This is a genomic window from Synechococcus sp. RC10B2 (genome assembly GCF_047502635.1).
In genome coordinates this window covers 31,692-51,232 of record NZ_JANSHO010000076.1, presented here as the reverse complement: position 1 = coordinate 51,232, position 19,541 = coordinate 31,692, and the positions used below count along the sequence as shown (strand labels likewise).

General features: G+C 62.6%; 14 protein-coding genes. 9 read left to right on the top strand and 5 right to left on the bottom strand.

What is annotated here, in order from left to right:
- Window positions 1-124: 124 nt before the first annotated feature.
- A complete protein-coding gene (locus NW855_RS11550) occupies window positions 125-2,710 on the top strand; it encodes a VPS10 domain-containing protein (RefSeq protein WP_414508803.1) in 2,586 nt (861 codons plus the stop codon).
- 315 nt (window positions 2,711-3,025) lie between these two features.
- Here the strand turns inward: NW855_RS11550 and NW855_RS11545 are convergent, their stop codons facing one another.
- On the bottom strand, window positions 3,026-5,014 hold the full coding sequence (locus NW855_RS11545; protein WP_414508802.1) for a DUF6785 family protein: 1,989 nt from the start codon (window positions 5,012-5,014) through the stop codon (window positions 3,026-3,028).
- A gap of 322 nt (window positions 5,015-5,336) precedes the next feature.
- Between NW855_RS11545 and NW855_RS11540 the strand changes: the two genes are divergently transcribed.
- The gene (locus NW855_RS11540) at window positions 5,337-6,188 is read left to right on the top strand and encodes an RNA polymerase sigma factor (protein ID WP_414508801.1); all 852 of its coding nucleotides are present in this window, start codon (window positions 5,337-5,339) and stop codon (window positions 6,186-6,188) included.
- Window positions 6,189-6,433: 245 nt separating this feature from the next.
- On the opposite strand, the gene NW855_RS11535 is transcribed toward NW855_RS11540, so the two are convergent.
- Window positions 6,434-6,619, bottom strand: a complete 186-nt coding sequence (locus tag NW855_RS11535; RefSeq protein ID WP_414508800.1) for a hypothetical protein — start codon at window positions 6,617-6,619, stop codon at window positions 6,434-6,436.
- A 382-nt stretch (window positions 6,620-7,001) separates the two neighbouring features.
- Here NW855_RS11535 and NW855_RS11530 point away from each other — a divergent pair, with 382 nt between their 5' ends.
- From NW855_RS11530 to NW855_RS11515, 4 genes are all read left to right on the top strand, one after another.
- Window positions 7,002-7,547: a hypothetical protein gene (locus NW855_RS11530; RefSeq protein ID WP_414508799.1), complete on the top strand. Its 546-nt coding sequence runs from the start codon at window positions 7,002-7,004 to the stop codon at window positions 7,545-7,547.
- Window positions 7,548-7,577: 30 nt separating this feature from the next.
- On the top strand, window positions 7,578-9,137 hold the full coding sequence (locus NW855_RS11525) for a hypothetical protein (protein WP_414508798.1): 1,560 nt from the start codon (window positions 7,578-7,580) through the stop codon (window positions 9,135-9,137).
- A 20-nt stretch (window positions 9,138-9,157) separates the two neighbouring features.
- Entirely contained in the window at window positions 9,158-12,943 is a 3,786-nt protein-coding gene (locus tag NW855_RS11520) for a tetratricopeptide repeat protein (RefSeq protein WP_414508797.1), read from the top strand.
- A 115-nt stretch (window positions 12,944-13,058) separates the two neighbouring features.
- The gene (locus NW855_RS11515; RefSeq protein ID WP_414508796.1) at window positions 13,059-14,153 is read left to right on the top strand and encodes a hypothetical protein; all 1,095 of its coding nucleotides are present in this window, start codon (window positions 13,059-13,061) and stop codon (window positions 14,151-14,153) included.
- 4 nt (window positions 14,154-14,157) lie between these two features.
- On the opposite strand, the gene NW855_RS11510 is transcribed toward NW855_RS11515, so the two are convergent.
- Window positions 14,158-14,859 carry a sugar phosphate isomerase/epimerase family protein gene (locus tag NW855_RS11510; RefSeq protein WP_414508795.1) on the bottom strand — a complete coding sequence of 234 codons (702 nt, stop codon included), beginning with the start codon at window positions 14,857-14,859 and terminating at the stop codon, window positions 14,158-14,160.
- 304 nt (window positions 14,860-15,163) lie between these two features.
- On the opposite strand from NW855_RS11510, the gene folE2 reads away from it, so the two are divergent.
- Together folE2 and NW855_RS11500 are read left to right on the top strand one after the other, a co-directional pair.
- Window positions 15,164-15,967: a GTP cyclohydrolase FolE2 gene (folE2, locus tag NW855_RS11505; protein WP_414508794.1), complete on the top strand. Its 804-nt coding sequence runs from the start codon at window positions 15,164-15,166 to the stop codon at window positions 15,965-15,967.
- Window positions 15,968-15,974: 7 nt separating this feature from the next.
- Window positions 15,975-16,706 carry a metal ABC transporter ATP-binding protein gene (locus tag NW855_RS11500; protein WP_414508793.1) on the top strand — a complete coding sequence of 244 codons (732 nt, stop codon included), beginning with the start codon at window positions 15,975-15,977 and terminating at the stop codon, window positions 16,704-16,706.
- Here the strand turns inward: NW855_RS11500 and NW855_RS11495 are convergent.
- Entirely contained in the window at window positions 16,703-17,755 is a 1,053-nt protein-coding gene (locus tag NW855_RS11495; RefSeq protein ID WP_414508792.1) for an Mrp/NBP35 family ATP-binding protein, read from the bottom strand. The two genes, NW855_RS11500 and NW855_RS11495, sit on opposite strands and share 4 nt — an antisense overlap.
- Before the next feature lie 65 nt (window positions 17,756-17,820).
- Between NW855_RS11495 and NW855_RS11490 the strand changes: the two genes are divergently transcribed.
- Window positions 17,821-18,807: a TIGR03790 family protein gene (locus NW855_RS11490; RefSeq protein WP_414508791.1), complete on the top strand. Its 987-nt coding sequence runs from the start codon at window positions 17,821-17,823 to the stop codon at window positions 18,805-18,807.
- Window positions 18,808-18,847: 40 nt separating this feature from the next.
- Here the strand turns inward: NW855_RS11490 and NW855_RS11485 are convergent, their stop codons facing one another.
- The gene (locus tag NW855_RS11485; protein WP_414508790.1) at window positions 18,848-19,525 is read right to left on the bottom strand and encodes a DUF1559 domain-containing protein; all 678 of its coding nucleotides are present in this window, start codon (window positions 19,523-19,525) and stop codon (window positions 18,848-18,850) included.
- Window positions 19,526-19,541: the final 16 nt, after the last annotated feature.

The following is a 19,541-nucleotide window of genomic DNA, read 5'->3' as shown; positions in this document are numbered from 1 at the left end:
CAAGCGATGTACCCTTATCAGCTGCCCTCTCCCCCCTTGTCAAGGGGGGAGAGGGTCGGGGTGAGGGGGGATTCGAGTCCTGTGCATCCACGAACTTTGGCAGTGCAGTTGGTATAATACAGGCATGCGCACCTTTTGGCTGTTGGGGCTGCTCGCGCTATTTGTCGCAGGCGCAGCCCAAGAGGTTAATTCAAGCGCGTCGCCCACAGACGCGCGCCCATCGGAAACCGAGACGCAAATCACCGCCGACCCGCCCTACTACTCGCTCAAGCAACTCAAGCAGTGGATTGAACGCGAGAAGCAACAGGCGAAGGCTCGTGTCAAAGCCCTCGAAGAATCGGGCGCGCCGTTAGACCCCGCCAAACGCCACAAACTGGAAGAGGGACCCGAATACTTAGAGGCGCTGTGGGACTACCTGTATGTGCGTGCCTACCCGAACGATTCGGTGGACTGGCTGGCGTATATCCGCGCGGCGGAGCAGCGCGACCTGATGGCGGGCGCGTTTTTCCCCGCGTCAGGCGCACGCTGGGAGTTCGTCGGTCCGCGCAACACCAACCCGCCCTACCGCACCTACTTCGGCACGGCGGCGGTGTCAGGGCGCGTGAACGCCGTCGCCTACGACCCCGTCAACGAGAATGTCTACTACATCGGCGCGCCGCAGGGGGGCGTGTGGAAGACCACCGACGGCGGGCTGACTTGGCAGCCGCTCACCGACCACTGGCAGTTCCTGCAGGTCGCTTGCATCGCCGTGCATCCGACGAACCCCAGCATCCTCTATGTGGGCACGGGCGACTTTCAGGGCTGGATGCGCCCGTTTTCGCAGGGGATTATGCGCTCCACCGACGGCGGGCAGACCTGGCAGCAACTCGGCGCGACGGTATTTCGTAATCTGTGCGTGTCAGACATCGTGATTGACCCCGAAAACCCCAACATCATCACCGCCTGCACGGGCTGGGGACCCTATCAGAATGTCCCAGGCGACCTCTGGCGCAGCACCGACGGCGGGGAGACTTGGACGCGAGTCAGCAGCGTCAGCGCGATTTGGAGCGACCTCGCCGTCAGCGCACGCAACCCTAACACAGGCATCCGCTACTACTACGCCGTCGGGCACGGAAACCCCGGACGCCTGCTGCGCTCCACCAATCGCGGGCAGACTTGGACAGCCCTTACCCCGCCGTTTAGCGGCAACCAGCGCGCGCTGCGCATAGCGACCTCACCGACTAACCCTGAGCGCGTGTACCTGATGTCGGGCAATAACGCCCAAGTGTGGGTTAGCAACGACGCAGGCAACACATGGACAGCGATGAACCCCAGCGTGGACGGCGGCTTCTATCAGGCATGGTACGACGCGACGATGCACATCTCGCGCGACAGCGCGGGCAACGATGTGCTGTATCTGGGGCTGGTGGATCTGGTGCAGTGGACGCCCGCCTACGGCTGGCGCTCCATCGGACTGGGCTTCACCAATCAGGCGAACATCCATGTGGACATCCACAGCATGGCAATCAACCCGCGCAACCCGAACGAGCTGCTGGTCGGCACGGACGGCGGCGTCTATCGGCTGACCTACACGCCCAGCACGGGCGCGGTGACCATCGTCGGCTTGAACGCGACGCTGGGCATCACGCAGTTCTACGCCGCGGCGTTCCACCCGACCGACCCGACCCGTATGATGGGCGGCGCACAGGACAACGCCACCCCACGCGCGAACGGCAACCTGAACGCTTGGCGGTGCATCATCGGCGGCGACGGCGGCTACTGCGCTTTCAACCCTATTAATCCGAACATCCAATACGGTAGCTATCAGTACCTCAACATCCTGCGTACCACCAACAACTGGAGCAATGCGTCTAACATCACGCCCAACTACGGCTCCGACCGCGTGGCGTTTATTGCGCCGCTAACTCTCCATCCCGCGCAACCGAACTGGCTGCTGGCAGGCACGAACTACCTGTGGCGCTGGAACGAGGCGACGGGCACATGGGAGGCGCGGTTGGGTAACCAGTCGCTCACCAACGGCAGGCTCCGCGCGATTGCAGGCGCGCCCAGCAACGCGAATGTGATTTACACAGGCGGCGACGACGGGCAAGTGTGGATGACCACGAACGGCGGCGCAACATGGCGGCAGATCAACGCGAACCTGCCCAACCGCTCCATCAGCGACATCGCGGTTCACCCGACGAACCCCTACAAGGTCTATGTCGCGCTGGGCGGCACGGGCACGCCCCATGTCTACCGCTGCGACAACACGCTGGCGACCACGCCCGTGTGGGTCAACATCAGCGGGTCAGGGCTGACGGGGCTGCCCGATGTGCATACGAACTCGATTGCGCTGGATCCCGCCGCGCCCGACACGGTGATTTATGTCGGCAACGATGTCGGCTTCTTCTACACGCTGGACGGCGGCGCCACTTGGCGCAACGGCACGCAGCCACTGGGACTGCCGAATGTGCAGGTCAACACCGTGCGCGTTGTGCCCGCCACAGGCTACCTGATGGCGGCGACCTACGGGCGCGGGATGTGGCGCATCCGACTGCCGCTGACGCCTACGGGCGACGCCAACGGCGATGGGTGCGTGGACGACAGCGACCTGCTGCTCGTGCTGTTCGCCTTCGGGTCGAACAACGCGCAGGCAGACCTGAACCGCGACGGCATCGTCGACGACAGCGACCTGCTGCTCGTGCTGTTCAACTTCGGCAGCGGGTGCTAATACCAATCGCGCAGCCAAAGTTCACAAAAACGAGTATGCCCGATAACCCCCTCCTTAAGGTTCCCCCTGCAAGCAGGGGGAACCGAACCCACGCGCCCCACGCGGTTCCCCTCGCGAAGCGGGGGGAACCTAAAGGAGGGGGGTAATTTTTGTGAACTCTGCCCACGCGATTGGTAAGTGCCCATGCGCTGTATTTTCGACACAGCGGGCAACCACAAGGGTTGCCCCTACGGAGGCGCGGCGACACCAACCTTGTAGGGGCAGGTCTTGTGCCTGCCCGATTCGCATGTTGCAATCATATCGCAAAGACACTTATTACTGATTCCACCCCAAGTGCCCGTTGATGGAAATCGTGTAGACCGCCTGACCCGTAATCAGGTGGTACACCGCCAACGGCATATCGATGGCGAACTCGCCTAAGATAACGCCGATGGCGACTGCGCGCAGCTTCTCGTAGCCCGTCAAGCCGAAGTAGCGGTTCACAAACAGTTTGATTAGCAGCACAATCCCCAGTCCGAACCACACATAGTCGATGCCGAAGTTCATCGACAGGGCGTACCCTGCAGGGTGGATGGGGAAGCCTGGGATGCGGTAGCGGATGAAGTCGAGCAGTAGCACGAAGCAGAACGCGCCCGTGAAGAAGGCGATTGCCGTGACATTCGGCGGGTAGCGGTTGTCGGCGAGTTGGGTAATCACGCCCGCCATCCCGCCGCCCATGTCGCCCGCGCCGTCGCGATAGTAGCGGTTGATGCTGAACACCTCGCCTAAAAAGATGCCCAGCAGAATCGCCGCCGCTATCACGAAAAACAGCGCGCGCTGGTTCAGCCGCGCAATCTCGCCCATCTTCATCGATTCCAGCTGATACGGCATCGGGTGCGTGCGGTGCAGGCGGTTCATGAAGTGGAAGGTGGTCATCAGCTTCGCAATCGTCGATTCGGTCAGATTCTGCGTGCCCGTGAAGGCGATCATCAGTTGGTGCGGTCCCATGAACGCCATCTCGTGGATGGGCGCGCCCAGTTGCGCCCGCAGGCGCGTCACCACCACGCTGAACGCCATAAACAGCGCGACATAAATCGTCACCAGCCACCACGGCAGCCCGACGGCGACGCCCAGCCCGATTAGCCCCATCAGGCTCACGATTAGTCCGATGAACGCCGCGCGCGCCGAGAGCGCGTAGCCCGCTTCGGGGTTCTCGCCCGTTTTGATCTCGCGCCAGACCTCCTTCAGGTAGCCCCGCGAGGCGTAGATCACGCTCACGAACAGCCCCAAAAACGCGCCCCACGACTGCTCGCTGAAATACGGCGGCTGCGGCACCAAGTACCCCCCACCGAACACGCCCTGCTCGTAGCCCATCGCCGCCGTAATCACCTGCATGCCCTTGCGCACGAAGTAAAACAGCACGCTCGAAAACAGCAAGTCGTTCGGCACGAACACCCCAATCGCCGCCATGTAGGGAAACAGTCCGACGGGAATCCAGCCCACCTGATTCCACGGCGGGGTGGTGAAGTAGTCGTTCAGCGCGGCGAGGAATCGCACATTGATGCGCGGGATCCACGGGAAGAACACATGCAGCCCGTTGATGACGCCGATGGCGAAGGTCACCACGAACGCGCCCCACAGGTAGCGACTGCGCCACAGCGGGGACTGCGGTTGGCACAACAGCATGGGCACTTGGATAATCGGGAACGCCAGCCGCTCCTGCTGCGTCCACAGGCGGCGCATCAGCGCATTAATGCACAGCATCGCCAGCGTCGCGAAGCCGAACAGCCCCATCCAGCCCAGGAAAATCGGCAGCCACACCCCCAGCTTGGTCAGCGCGTAGGGGAACTTGTAGCCGCCAATGCCGTACTCGCGAATCGGCTCGGCGTCCGTGTGGAACAGCCAAGAGGTCAGGTGCGGAATCACGCGGTTGCGGTAGGTCTCGCTGTTCTCGGCGTACAGCCCGAACGAGTGCCACAGCGGGGCGCACACATTCATCCACTCCGCCGCCATCGCCGTGCCCACGAACAGAATCGTGAAAATCACCACGAGGTCGGGCGTCTCCAGCAGCCAGCGTCGGAACACCAGCCGCCCAATCGCGTTCAGCAGCGCCACGACCATCAGCGTCGCCACGGGCGGAATCATGAGCGAGAAAATCACGCTCAGCACAATCTCTACTGCCCAGTAGGTCGTGAACGGCAGCAGGGCGAACCCGATGATTAGCCCGCGTAGGCGCAGACCGCGCGCCCGCTCAATTGTCGGCGTAGTAAATAGCCCGTCGGACTGCGCCTGCGCAGGCTCCTGCATCACAGGCTTGATGGACATACGGCATACGATTTCTGTGTGCAGGGCGCGTTTCCTGCCGACTCTGCGCCGACCAGAAACCTGTCACAAAGAGCGGCTAAGTTTTGTAGTAGAGGTAGAGGGAACTATAATGGCAGGGCGCAACTTGCGACGCACACACGGAACGCTGTGGCATACACAGGGGCTATGTCTTCACAGTGAAGCAATCCCTACGCTGCCTGCCCAAGCGGCAGTTAGCGTGCTCTGTGGACGATTGTGTACTAAAAAATCTGGCGGCTCCAGCACTTACGGCACAATTTCGAGGTATAATGGGTCAGCGGGAGAAGCGCAGGCGGAGAGAGCCGTGAGTGCGAACGCTTGGGATGAGATTCAGCTTGTGGTGGAACGAGTGCTGGAAGCAGAGTGCGCAGGCGATGGAGGACACGAGCTTGAAGCGATACGAGATCGCCTCATCGATTTGCTACGCCCTCAGGTACACGCCATGCTCCGCGCGCTCACACGCGACCACCACTTGGTAGAAGACCTCGTGCAGGAAGCGCTGCTGCATCTCTGGGCAAAAATTCCTCAATACAACCCAAAGATTGCCCCATTCAAGCACTGGGCAGGGCGCGTGGTTATCAACTATGCGTACAACATGCTGGAACGCCACCTGCGCATTACACGCCACGAAGTGCGCGAATCGGAATGGCTGCCTCCCGACGCTGACGAAGAGACGCCCTCAGCCTCCGAGTGGGCAGCGTCGTCCGACCCTGACCCTACCGAACAGGTTAGCGAGCGCGAACGGCTGGAGTTGATCCTCGTCTGCGCCCGCGACGCACTCAACGACGAGGAGTACCTGGTCTGGCTTGAGCAAATCGTGAACGGCTCGTCGTATCGCCAGATTGCCGAACTACTGGATCGCACCGAGAACTGGGCGCGGCAGACCATGCTCCGCGCACGGCAAAAGGTCGCCGCCGCGATTATCCTGCACCCCAGTATCCTGAGCGAGGACGAGGTGCGCGCTGCCATCGCGCGATGCATGCAATCTACAGAACCGCTCACGCAAAAGGAGCTCGCGCTCCTGCAAGAAACTCTGCAGCACGACGGCAGTCGGAAACCCCCTGGTTGGCGGCAACTGAACTTGTTCCGCCAAGCGTGCGTTAAAATCCTTGCGCACTTGTTGGGCTGCCTTCTCTTGATTGTCAGCAGTCTTTGAAGCCAAGAGGTGATCAGCATGAAAAACCAAAAGCAGATGCCACAAATCGCAAGTGGTAGGACGCCCGTGGAGCGGCGTCTGATGCAGCGCCTGCGCTATGCGCCCCTCGGCGCGTGCCTCACCTTCGAGCAGTTTCTGGAGTTAGCCAAGCGTGGGCGACGCGCCGCAGGCTACTACGAGCAGATGACACACATCATCTCGTGCCCCGCGTGCCGACGCGCCTACTTGGAACTGCGCGTGATTCTTCAGGCGCAGCGTCCCAGCCTCGCCCGCTGGCTCAGCCGCCTCGCAACCCCGCGCCTGCCCCAGTGGGCGCTGGCAACGGGGTTCGCAGGGGTGGTCTTCGCGTTCGCGGTGTGGGCGTTGTACCCAAAGCCCGCGAGCAGCACGCTCATCGCTTCGAACACGCCCGCGCCCAACAATTCAGGCATACAGAACGACACCCCCACTACGCCTCAAAACCCGCAAGTTGCCCAATCGCCGCAGAATTCAACAGCCCCCAAGCAGGAGAAAAATCTGCGCACTAAGTCCGAACAAGAGCCTAAGCCAGAGACCTCTACACCCAAGGGGACAGGAAACCGTGAAAAAAGAATTGTAGTTGCGAAGAAGCAGCCCACTGGAGATGATGGGAACAGTTTTTCAGGGCAGAATAGCCAGACGAAGCAGGAGCGTTCCGACCGATTCCAGACTGCGCGGGAAGTGTCAGGGACACCATCGCCCCCACCTTCTTCGGGGACAGCGCAGGCGCAAGGCTCACCCCTTGAGCGAGAGCTGGCATCTGTCGGACGACTCCTTTCACAGGGTGCGGAGTCGTTGAGCCGTACCCTCGCCTCGCTGGCGCAGGGCAGAACAGCGCGTAGCGGGCAGGACGGGCGTAGCATTCAGCAGATTCGCATCCTGCAACCCGACCTGAGTGAGACCGACCTACTGGAGGACACGACGCTGACCCTCCGATGGAGTCCCGTGGAGGACGCCGTGCGGTACAGGCTCACCCTCCGCCACAGCGATACGGGCGAAACGCTACTGGAAGAGGAACTGCCCGCGACGCAAACCCAGTTTCAACTCCGCTCTCTTGCGTCAGGGGACGAATACGAGCTGATTCTGAGTGCGCCGCGTGGCGAACGCGCTACACTCAAAACCGAGATTCGATTCCGCGTGATGTCCGAGGCGCAGCGAGCGCAGTTGCGCTGGGCGCGTCAAAACGCTTCCGAAGCGCCCTTAGTGGCAGGGCTCGTCTTCTACCAACTGGAGCGTTATCCAGAAGCCCTCGACGCCCTGCAACGCGCCCAGCAGAAGTATCCTAACGACGAGGCAATCACGCGCGCCGTGAATAACCTGCGCGCCCGCACACGACAGTAATCTCCTCAACGGCACCAGGAGGTGAACAGGATGAAACAGCATGAGTGGAGCGAGATTAACCGACAGTGCTTGGAAATCTTTGCGTTAGAGCGCGCCGCTCGCGAAGGCGTTGGTACGACAGAGGCGTCGCTGTCCGCCGCCTACGAACGGCTCAGTAGCGCGCTGCGTCCAATCGTGTCCGAGATGGTGTGCATGTTGATTCGAGACGGGCGTGAAGCGGAGCGGCTCACCAACGCTTTCCTCGAGCGACTCCCGCTGATTCTACCCATCCACGCAGACACCGAGTTCGAGTGCGAGCGTTGGATAGGGGCTGTGCTTATCGGATTTATTTACCATACTGCCGCCCTGCCGCGCGAATCGCTGAGTGAACAGGAGGCGCGCGTTCTGCAGGAACTTTCGGAGTTGCAGCCGCGCAGCCCGCTGAGTGCAGAAGAGCGAGAACTTATTGAGCGCGTGCGTCAGGCGTTGTCTCCAGAAGAGTTTCTCATCTGGTACGACTATGTAATCAACGGCTACGCGCCTGTCGAAATCGCCGCGCTTCATCAGGAGCGCGTGTCCACTGTGGAGGAGACTCTCCAGCGCGCACGGCACAAGCTTTGGGAAACAACTGCCGTCGACGCGACGCTTCGGACGCGCGTGGATGTATTCGGGCAGCGGCTGACTTGGCTCGGGACGCCGAAATCGTACTCGCATAGTAGCGTCGCTCAGGGCGTCGCCGACGATGGAACCGTTGTTGGCGTCGCCTTTGCCGAAGAGTATCGCTACAGCGACGCCCGCGGCAACTACCCCGTCTACATTGCATGCGCCTTTCGATGGCACCCCTACCAGTTTGAGCTGCTGGGCGAGTTAGGGGAGAACTGCCAGCCGCGTTGCATCACGAATGCAGACGGTAGCGCCGTGTTCGTTTCCAGCACCGAATGCTCGCTCCGTTGGACACCAGAGTATGGGGTACAGCGCGACCTCAAGGACGGGTACATCCACGCGGTGAATGCCGACGGCAAAGTATGGGTAGGCGAACTGGAAGGTCGCGCCGTGCAGTGGCGCCACGACACCCTTGAGGTGCTTGCACAGGACAATCCCAGCGCCGCGTATGGCGTCTCCGCCGACGGCAAGTACCGCGTGGGGCATATCCACTACCAGGCGGTACGCTGGGACGCTTCAGGGGTAATCCAGCGACTGGGCGCGCTGGATGGCGGACAAAGCGAGGCGCGCGCCGTTTCGCGCGACGGGAATGTGGTCGTGGGCAAAAGCGACGGACGCGCCTTCCGATGGACGCCTCACGAAGGGATGTGCGCCCTGCGCCAAGTCGACGACGACATCAGCCACGCGCATAGCATTTCCTACGATGGCACACGCATTGTCGGCGAAGCGCTGGACGAAACCAGCGGTCTCTTCGCCTTCCTATGGACACCTGAAGACGGTATGCAAGACTTGAACATGCTTTTCGCGCATCTACGCGCGACGGGTGAAGTGTTGGAACGCGCCTACGCCGTCTCACCCAACGGACGCTACATCGTCGGCGAGGGCTACTGCCCAGACACCGATAGACACGAGGCGTTCGTCCTCGACTTGGGCGAGTTTTCATGCTGAACGAAAGGGTAGGGGAGAGCATGCGCACACGAATCGAGCTGTTGATAGCGTTGGTTGTGGCGAGCGTGTGCCTCGGCGGCGCGCAGCAGCCGAGATCGCCTGCACAAACCTTGCAGGAGCAGCTGCGTATCGTAGAGCAAGCCATCGAACAGCGACAGTACCGCGAAGCCCTGCAGCGTATCGGCGCGCTGCAGCAACGCGACGCGCATAGGCGTATGTCGCGGCTGGAACAAGCGTACCTGACCCACCTGCGCGCACGGACGCTCCACCGCTTGCGCCGTGAAGACCTCCACAAGGAATGCATCGCCCTCTGGGAACAATCGCGCCGCACCTACCAAGAGCTGGGCAACCCCCCGCTTGAACTGGAGGCGACCCTCTCGTTAGCGTTCTGCTACTGGCAAAGCGACCGCGCCCGCGCCGAACAACTGCTCGAAGAGGTCTGGCAACGGCTACGCACCGAGCAGAACATCTCCCTTGAACTCGCGCAGGCGCTGGGCTTCTGCGCCGAAGATTGGTTCGAGGCGAACGAATGGGCAATCTGTCAGCGTTTGTGGGAGCGCGCCCTCACCCTCCGACAAGCGTTGGGAGCAGACGAAACGCTTCTGGCACAGACGCGCTATAACCTCGGGGTGGTCGCCCTCCGACAAAACCAACTGGACACGGCGCAAATCTATCTGCGCGCCGCGCTCAACAGTCAAGAGCAACTGCTCCCCAACACGCCCGCCCTCGCGTCGACGCTCAAAGCGCTCGGCGAACTAATCTACCGACGGGGCAACCTCGAGGAAGCCGAGCGGTTCTATCAACGCGCGTTGCAAATCTACGCGCAGAGTGGCGAAGGCACTCTTGAACACGCGCAAACGCTCATCGGGCTGGGCACAATCGCGCTCCGCCAGCAGCGCTGGGACGACGCGAGAAACTTCTACGAGCGTGCGCAGCAGATTGCCGAATCGGTCGCGCCCGAATCGCGCGAAGTGGGGCAGGTGTCCCTTGGGTTGGGCACGGTCGCCCTCGAAACCGACCGATTGCAGGACGCCGAACAGTGGCTCCTAAAAGCCGCCCAGAACCCGAATCTGGAGCCGAGTGAGCAGATTCAGGCGAGCCACGAGTTGGGACGCCTTGCGCTCCGACGCGGCGATTTCAAAACCGCTACAGAGCAGTTCACACGCGCCTTAGAGCGTCAGCGGGCGCTCGCCGATACGCCTTTGAATATCGCACGCACGCTTTACAACTTGGGCGTGTGCGCCCTGGAGAGGGGTGAGGTCGCGCAGGCACGCGAATTCTGTCGCCAATCGCTGGAAATCCGCCAACAGGAGAATGCCCAGCCCGTTGCGGTTGCGCATACGCTGGTCGCGCTGGGCTTCGCCGAGTTCTACAGCCGCGACTTCGTGCAGGCGCGCCGCTACTTCGATCAGGCGCTGGCGGCTTACGACGCGGCGAACGCCGAGCCGCTGGGACGCAGCCGCGCCTGGATGGGGCTGGGCTTCGTAGCGACCGAGTTAGGCGCGTTCAGTGAAGCCGAGACCCACCTCCAGAACGCGCTCCAAGCGCAGCTGAAACACAACGCGCGGAAAACTGCGCTCCACGCGCAAACACTGATTGGCTTAGGCAATCTTGCTCTGCGTCAGGGCGCACTCGACGCCGCCTTCCGCTACTATACTCAGGCGCACGCGCTCGTCCAAGAACTGCCAACACCCCCGCTGCTGAAAGTCCAGTCCCTAAGCGGGCTGGGCAACCTCGCCCTGCGCCAACGCGACCTCCAACGCGCCGAAAGCTACTATGCCCAAGCCCAACAAATACTGGATCAGTTCGCGCCTGAGTCGCCCCTTGCAGTGCAAATCAGGCTCAATCGCGGTGCGCTCGCGCTGGAGCTTGGCGACGCGGAGCGCGCCGAGACCCTCTTTGGGAACGCTCGCGCTGCCGCCGAGCGGCTCGCACAAGCTAACCTGCTCACGCGGGTGAACCTAAGCTTGGCAATCGCTGCAATCCGTGCGGGGCGTCAAGACACAGCACGCGAGACGCTCCAGCAGGCAATCGCTGCCCTGCAGCGCCCCGGCGGCAACCCGCTGCTGCTGGCGCACGCGCTCTACTATCGCGGGGTCATCTCTATGCGCACGGAAACCAGCGACGCCGCATACAGCGACCTCGAAGCCGCCCTGCGACGCTATCAGCAACTCGCGCCCAACTCGCTGTTCGTGGCGCTGGCGGAGCTAAACCTCGCCAAGCTCGACTATCGCAGTGGGAATGCCCCCCAAGCCCGCGAGCGACTCCAGCGCGCCATCCAAATCATCGAGCAGCAACGCAGTTTCATCCCCGACCCTGAGAGCCAAGTCGCCTTCAGCGAGGACTACTACGAAGCGTACAGTCTGCTCGCCCTGCTGGAGACGGAGCGTGGTCAGTACGGACGCGCGGTCGAACTGCTGGAGCAGAGCCGTGCGCGCACGCTCGTCGAGCAGATTCAGCGCAACCGAGTGGAGTTTGCGGACACCTCCCCTGCGCTGGCGGAGCTGCTGCGCCAACAGCAACGCTTGGAAGCCCAGCGGCTGGAGCTACGCCGCCAGATTAGCCAACTCTACGCGCTGGTGGAGTCGCCCCCCGACGAGGCACTGCGAAAGTCGCCCGAAGACGCCGAGCGCGAGGCGCGCCCCCTCTACGACGCGCTGACGACCATCGAGCGCGAGCTGCAGCAACTGGATGCGGAACTGCGCGCACGCTTCCCCGAAGTGGCGCGCCTGCTTGCGCCGCCCCAACTGACGCTCGCGCTCATCCAACAACAGTTAGAGCCAGATGTCGCCCTGATTTATCACGCGCTGGTGGAAAACAACCTGCTCATCCTCGTGGTCACGCGTCAAGGCGTGCAAGCGCATTATGGCGCGGTCAACGCCGAACGGTTGACCCGCGCGGTGGAGCGGTTCCGCGAAGCAATTCAGCAAAGGAACCACTCGCGCGTCGTCGAGTTGGGTGCGTGGCTCTACGAGACGCTGATTGCGCCCGTCGCAACGGCGTTGACGGGCTATGAGCGCGTGCTGCTCTGCTCGGAGGGTGTGCTGAACCTGCTGCCGTGGGCAGCCCTGGTTGCCGAAGTGCGCAATAACCAACCGACCTACTGGGTCGAGCGCGTCGCCCTCCACACAACGCCTTCTATGGGGGTCTATCGCTACGCACGGCTGACGGAACCCGCGTCGCAAGGAGTTCTCATCGTCGCTGTGTCTCAGTACGCAGCGGATGCTCGCGAAGAAATCGCGCTACAAAGACGCGCTCTGGGCAACCTGGCATATGTCTCGCAGGAGGTCGCCAACCTCGAACGGCTGTTCTTAGGGGCAAGCGTGCTGCGCGAAGAGGCGGTTCAGCCAGATGTGGTGCGCGAGCGTGCGCGGATGGCGCGTATCGTCCACTTTGCCTGCCACGCAGACGCCGATAGTAATGCGCCCCTCAATTCGAGGCTCCTGTTCGGCACGGACGAAAACCGCCAACTGACCGCTGCGCAGATTCTCGCCCAGTGGCGACTGCAAGCGGACTTGGTTATGCTGAGCGCATGCGAGACAGGGACAGGTAAAGCGTACCGTTACGAAGGCGTGATGGGTTTGGCACGCGCCTTCCTGTCGGTCGGCGCGAAAACGGTCGGCGCAACGCTCTGGCAAGTGGACGACGAAAAGACCGCCCAGCTGGTCAGTGCGTTTTACACGGCATATGTCAACGACAAGCTGCCCAAGGATCGTGCCCTACAAAAGGTACAGCACGCGATGGCACGCAACAATGAGCCGCCCTACTATTGGGCAGGGTTCATACTCGTCGGCGATTGTCGCTAAATCACCTGCATAACCGCTCGAAACCCTGTCACAAACGGGCAATCGCAGACTGTATAATAGTCGGCGAAGCGAACAAGCGCGGGAACCTACAGAATTCCCGCAGGGGATATGAGCTATGAAGATCAAGATGCGTGAGATTAGGCAGGCGCATACGCCGCTGGAGCGACGCCTATCGCGGCGGCTGCGGCACGCTCCCTCAGGGGCATGCTTAGACTTTGAGCAGATTGTCGAGTTAGCGCGTCGGGGGCGACGCGCCACCGATTACTACGCGCGAATGGCACATGTGATTTCGTGTCCGTCGTGCCGACGCGCCTACTTGCAGGCGCGCCAGATTATCGAGGCGCAGCGCCCCAGCCTTGTACGCTGGTTCAAGCGGTTTCGGCTGCCGATTACGCTGACCTTCGCGCCCGCAACGGCGGTCGCCGCGGTGGTGTTTGCAGTGATGCTGTGGCAAGCACGCACGCCACAAACGCTCGGCGAGCCGACGGTCATCGCAGCGACACCCGATTTACCCGCTGGAGCGGAAACCCTCTCAAGCCGCGCCCAGCCCCAAATTGCCGAATCGCGCCTAACCGCGCCCAGTGCGCCCCCACTCAACACGCAAGAGGAACTTCGCCGCGCACGCCAATTGCCTGCATTCGTCGGCAGCGCCGTTGCTTGGATGCAGCAATCGGTGGCGCAACTCGCGGTGCGTTCCGGCGAGCAACCCAAAACGCCGTGGCTGCGCCTAAGCAACCCCGACATCGAATCGAACAGCGCTATCGAGCCAGGGACGGTGTTCTTCCAGTGGGCGCCTGTGGCAAACGCGACAGGCTACCAAGTGCGCCTGACCCGCGCCGACCAGCAGGAGCCTATCGCAGAGGCGACGCTGAACCCAGCACAGACCCGTCTCACGCTTGACAAGCCCCTGCGCCCCGGCGAATACACCCTAACGATTACCGTGCTGCAAGGCGAGGAATCGCAAACCTTTCGGCGCGAGTTTTATGTGCTAAACGCGGAGCAGCAGCGCGCACTGCGCTGGGCGCGCGAGAACGCCCAACAGTACCCGCTCTTGAGTGCTGCGGTCTTATACGAGAACGACCGCTACACAGACGCCCTGCGCTGCTTGGAACGCGCCAGCAAGGAGTACCCGAACGACCGACTGGTAGACCAGTGGCGCAAGCGCGTGAAGGCACGCATAAGCCAGCGTCTTGCCGAGTTTGAGGAGTGAGCCCTCAAACCTTCCGTAGCGCGCCCTGAATCGCCTGCAGGCACGCGCGCAGATCGGGCAGCGGGTCGTCGGGCTTCTCCTCGTACTCCAGCGCAAGGCAGCCTTTGAAGCCGATGCGCCGCAGCACACGCAAGAAGCCTACCAAGTCCAAGTCGCCCTCGCCCAGCAGGGTGTAGCGCGTGCGGTCTTTCACATCCTTCAGATGCACCGCATGCACGCGCTTGCCGAACCGCCGCGCCGCCGCTACAGGGTCTTCGCCCGACCGCAGGAAATGCGCCGTGTCAATGCACGCGCCAATCCAGTCGGGCTGCCCGCGCATCGCGTCCTCCACCGTGCGAATGGTGTCGTAGCGCGTGTTGGGTCCGTGATTGTGAATGGCGACGCGGATACGGTACTCCTGACACAGCCGCGCCAGGTATGCAAAGCTTTCAGGCGCGGGGTCGGCGGTAATCACGGGGATGCCCATCGCTTTGGCGAACTCGAAGATGGTGCGCGCCGCCTGCTCGTCCGCGCCAAAACTCACCACCCCATACGCCAACACCTCTACGCCTGACTGGGCGACCGTGCGCTTGAGACCGTCCCACTGCTCGCGCGGGCTGAAATACGGCAGGTGCGCCATAAATGCCTCGATCGCATCCAGCCCCAACGCGCGGGTCGCCTGCAGCATCGCCTCCAGCCCCATCTTGCGCATCGAGTAGCTCTGCACGCCCATTCGAAACGGCGCATAGGGGTTCCGTGGTCTGCGCTGTCCGAACATACTACCCCGATTCGGCGCATAGTGCGCGACTCCTGCCAGAAGTGTCTCACACCAACCGCGTGGGCGGAGTTTACAATTGCCCCCCTCCGTGAGGTTCCCCCCGCTTCGCGAGGGGAACCGCGCACGAGTTCGGTTCCCCCTGTGAGCAGGGGGAACCTTAAGGAGGGGGTCTTCAAACGCGCTTGTTTTTGTAAACTGTGTCCACGCGATTGGTATTAGAAACCCCTGAACGATAGGGTATGATTCAGCGGATATGAAAACGCCTGTATCGCTACCCGATGTCGCGGCGGAGACCGATCAACGCGGGGTCGCGCTGCATGCGGTCGGCATTCGCGGTCTGCGCTTGCCCGTGCTGCTGCGCACGCCCGCCGAGACCACCCAGCAGGTGATCGCCGTCGCCGACCTCAGCGTGGACATCGACGCCGAACAGCGCGGCGCGCACATGAGCCGCTTGGTGGAGACGCTGTACGAATGGGCGTCGGAGCCGCGCGCCCCAGCAGAGGTGAAGGCTCTGTTGCAGACCACGCGCGACCGCCTCAACAGCCGCTCGGCGCGCCTGCAGATGCAGTTCCCTTACTTTCTGCAAGTGCCCGCGCCTGTCACGGGCACGCCCGGCTTGCTGGATGTGGAGGTGGAGTGGGATTGTCGGCTCAACAACGGCGCGCCCTGTGCCGTCAGCGCGTTCGTGTTCCCCGCGATGACGCTCTGCCCGTGCAGTAAGGCGATTTCGAAGTATGGGGCGCACAACCAGCGCGCGCTCGCCCGCATCTGGGTGCAGACCCGCGACCACCTGCCGCGCCTGCCCGACGAGTACCTGCCGCTGGTGCAAAGGTCTGCCAGCTCGCTGGTCTACCCCGTGCTGAAGCGCCCCGACGAGAAGTTTGTGACGGAATACAGCTACGAGAACCCGCGCTTCGTGGAAGATGTCGCCCGCGAGTTAGCCCTGCACCTAAGCGAGCGTGAGGAGCTTATCTGGTATCGCGTGGAGTGCGAGTCTATCGAATCTATCCACAACCACAACGCTTTCGCGATGTACGAGTCGCCGAAGCGCAAGTGAGGTGCATATGCCGCTCATCGACGCCGCCGATGTGTCGGTCGTGCTGGGCGGGCGGGCAATCTTGGAAGGCGTCTCGCTGGAGGTTCAATCGGGCGAGACGGTCGCGCTGATTGGTCCCAACGGCGCGGGCAAGACGACCCTGCTGCGCGTGCTGCTGGGGCTGCTGCCGTATCAGGGGCGCGTGCAGGTGCTGGGCAAGTCGCCCGAACGGCTCACCCGCGCTGACCGCCAACAGATTGGGTATGTGCCCCAAGCGTTGCAGTTCGACCGCACGATGCCCCTGCTCACGCGCGAGTTGCTGTGGGCGATGCTGGGCGAGTGGTTCCACAATCGCGCGGCGATGGAGGGCGTGCTGGCAGCGGTGGACGCCGCGCACCTGCTGGACAAGCCCATCCGCACGCTCTCAGGAGGCGAGTTGCAGCGCATCATTATCGCCGCCGCGCTCGCGCAGCAGCCGAAACTCCTGCTGCTGGACGAACCCGCCACGGGCATCGATGTCGGCGTGCGCGTGCAGTTCTACGCACTCATCGAGCGGCTGCGCGCCGAGCAGGGCATGGGCATTCTGATTGTGTCGCACGACCTGAGTGTGGTCAGCCGTTACGCCACGCGCGTGGTGTGCATCCACCACCGCCTGATTTGCACGGGCGCGCCCGACGAGGTGCTGCAGATGCCCGTACTGGAGGAACTCTACGGACACCCTGTGGGGGTGTATACGCACCAGCACGACGACGGGTTTTAGCCCGCCATGCTGGCAACACTGACCTGCGCGGCGAGTTTGCCCGCGATTTCGCGGAACGCCTGCGCCTGCGCCGAATCGGGCGCGGCAATCACGGCGGGCTGACCCGCGTCGCTGGCGACGCTCACCGCCGGATCCAACGGCACAGACCCCAGAAACGGCGCGCCTAACTTCTCGGCGAAGGCGCGTGCGCCCGGACCTGGGAAAATCGCCGTGCGCGCCCCGCAACTGGGGCACACGAACTCCGCCATGTTCTCCACCACGCCCAGAATCGGCGCGTTCAGCCTGCGAAACAGCGCGACCGACTTGCCTGCAATCGACGCCGCGACCGCCTGCGGCGTCATCACAATCACCACGCCCGTCAGCGGCACGAGTTGCGCGGTGGTCATCGGCGCGTCGCCCGTGCCAGGGGGCAAATCCACCAGCAGGTAGTCCAGCGCGCCCCAGCGCACATCCACAAAGAGTTGGCGCACCGTGCCCGCCACAATCGGACCGCGCCACATCGCCGCCTGCTCCTCCTCCAGCAGGAAGCCGATGGACATTATCGACACCCCGTAGCGGCGTATCGGGATAATCTGCCCCGACTCTACCAGCGGATGCTCGCCCTGACAGCCCATCATCTTAGGGATGCTGGGACCATAAATGTCGGCATCAAGCAGCCCGACCCGTGCGCCCGACTGCGCCAGCGCGACCGCGAGGTTCACTGCCACGGTGGACTTGCCAACCCCACCCTTGCCGCTGGCAATCGCAATCACATGCTTGACTTCGGGCAAGATGTCTTCGGGGTCAAGGCTGCGCCCGCGCACCTGCGCCGTCATCTCCACATGCACCGCCGACACGCCCGGCAGTTGCGCAATTAGCCGCTCTGCCTCCGCCTTCATCTGGTCTTTCACAGGGCAGGCGGGCGTAGTGAGTTCAATTACTGCCTTGACCGCACCGTCGCACACCGCGACCTCCTTCACAAACCCCAGCGACACAATATCGCGGTGCAAATCGGGGTCGACGATGTTCCTCAAGGCGTCCAAAATCTGCTCGCGCGTTACGGTTGGCATGGTCGGTCTCCTGCGCCAATATTTAGCGTGGCTAAGAGTATACCCCATCGAGGTATACTTCAGGTATGCAGCGGGTGAGTAATGTGGTGGTGATAGCCACGCGGCGCAGTCCCGATTCGGTCTCCATTGCGCAGTATTACGCCGAGAAGCGCAAGTTGCCCAGCACGCACATCTTCACCATCGACTGCGTGCCCCAAGAGGAAGTGCCGCTGGTGGAGTATCGGGACACGATCGAGAAGCCTGTGATGGATCTGTTGCGCCAGCGCAGGCTGGAGCAGAGTGTGGACTTTCTGGTGCTGACACGCGGGATACCGCTGCGCATTCGCGAAGGGGGCTTCTCGGTGGACTGCGCGCTGATGTGCGCTCCACTCAAGCGACCGTTCAGCACCCGGCCGACCGAGGCGAACCTAAACCCGTATTTCGGCAAAAACGAGCGGTTCAGCCGACGCAAGTACGGATTCTACTTGGCGACGCGCTTGGACGGCTACACGATGCAACACATTCGCGACTTGATCGACAACGCGCTCAAAGCCAAGCGGGCGAATGGCGTGTTTTTGCTGGACTTAGACCCCAAGCGCAACAGCGGCGGCTATCGCGCCATCAACGAGAGCATGCGCGCGGCAGCGCGACTGCTTAGGCAACGCGGCTTCGAGGTGATTTTGGACGAGGAGGAGGCGTTCGTGGGTGCAGTGCGCGACATCATGGGCTACTACTCGTGGGGCAGCAACGACCACAAGTTCAATGTGCTGAGTTATCGCAGCCTGCGCTTCCGCCCCGGCTCGATTGCCGAGACCGCTGTGTCCACCAGCGCGCGCACTTTTCGTTTTACGGACAAGGGGCAGTCGCTGATTGCCGACCTGATTGCGCAGGGCGCGACGGGCGTCAAGGGCTATGTGTCGGAGCCGTACACGGCGGCGCTGTGCCGCGCGGAGGTGATGTTCGACTGCTACACGCGCGGGCGCACGATTGCCGAAAGCCTGTGGGCAGCCAGCCCGTTCATTATGTGGAAAGACCTCGTGGTCGGCGATCCATTGTGCGCGCCGTTCGCCTAATCGGTGGGCAGCGGGCAGCCACACAGGGCTGCCCCTACAGTCAACGGCGCGGGTCGTAGCGATCGACGCTGCCGTCGGGCGTCCAGGTCTGCTCAAAGCGGTGCCACTTCGCGTGCCCGTCCACATAGGTGTAGTTTGCCCCACCGCTGTGCCAGGTCAGCGCCAACTCGCGCTGCGGCTCGGCATAGTAGACGCTGCTGCACTCGTTCGGGAACCGCCACGCGCCAGGGTGGTAGTGGTCGGTGGTGGTATCCTCTTTGACCTCCGCGATGTAGATGGTGCTGGCAGGCGAGACGATGGAGGCGAGGCTGTTGTAGCCCAGGCAGTCCTGCTCGCCCCACAGCGCGGGCAGCATCCAGAAGTTGGTGCCATACGAGACTCGGCGCGGCGTGCGTTGTCCTGGTCGCGGGCGCTCCCAGTTTGTGCTGGGGTCGCTGGGACAGCGGTACAGCAGGCGCGTCTTGGTGTACGGCTCCAGCGTGAACAGCCAAGTCCAGCTCGCGCCTGACCCTGTGTGGCTGTCCAGCGGGAACCGCTCGTCAAAATCCTGCAGGTACATCTGTACCGCCAGCCCCATCTGGCGCATGTTGCTCAGACACTGCGTCTGACGCGCCTTCTCGCGCGCCTGCGCAAACACAGGGAACAAAATCGCCGCCAGAATCGCGATAATCGCAATCACGACCAGCAGTTCAATCAGTGTGAAGCCGTTGCGTCGCATAGAGACCACCTCCTAT

Bases quoted from the DNA above. Each gene is read 5' to 3' on its own strand.
- NW855_RS11545 (WP_414508802.1), bottom strand. From the start codon at position 5,014: ATGTCCATCAAGCCTGTGATGCAGGAGCCTGCGCAGGCGCAGTCCGAC.
- NW855_RS11485 (WP_414508790.1), bottom strand. From the start codon at position 19,525: ATGCGACGCAACGGCTTCACACTGATTGAACTGCTGGTCGTGATTGCG.
- folE2 (WP_414508794.1), top strand. From the start codon at position 15,164: ATGAAAACGCCTGTATCGCTACCCGATGTCGCGGCGGAGACCGATCAA.
- NW855_RS11535 (WP_414508800.1), bottom strand. From the start codon at position 6,619: ATGCCTGAATTGTTGGGCGCGGGCGTGTTCGAAGCGATGAGCGTGCTG.
- NW855_RS11525 (WP_414508798.1), top strand. From the start codon at position 7,578: ATGAAACAGCATGAGTGGAGCGAGATTAACCGACAGTGCTTGGAAATC.
- NW855_RS11495 (WP_414508792.1), bottom strand. From the start codon at position 17,755: ATGCCAACCGTAACGCGCGAGCAGATTTTGGACGCCTTGAGGAACATC.
- NW855_RS11500 (WP_414508793.1), top strand. From the start codon at position 15,975: ATGCCGCTCATCGACGCCGCCGATGTGTCGGTCGTGCTGGGCGGGCGG.
- NW855_RS11520 (WP_414508797.1), top strand. From the start codon at position 9,158: ATGCGCACACGAATCGAGCTGTTGATAGCGTTGGTTGTGGCGAGCGTG.
- NW855_RS11550 (WP_414508803.1), top strand. From the start codon at position 125: ATGCGCACCTTTTGGCTGTTGGGGCTGCTCGCGCTATTTGTCGCAGGC.
- NW855_RS11490 (WP_414508791.1), top strand. From the start codon at position 17,821: ATGCAGCGGGTGAGTAATGTGGTGGTGATAGCCACGCGGCGCAGTCCC.
- NW855_RS11515 (WP_414508796.1), top strand. From the start codon at position 13,059: ATGAAGATCAAGATGCGTGAGATTAGGCAGGCGCATACGCCGCTGGAG.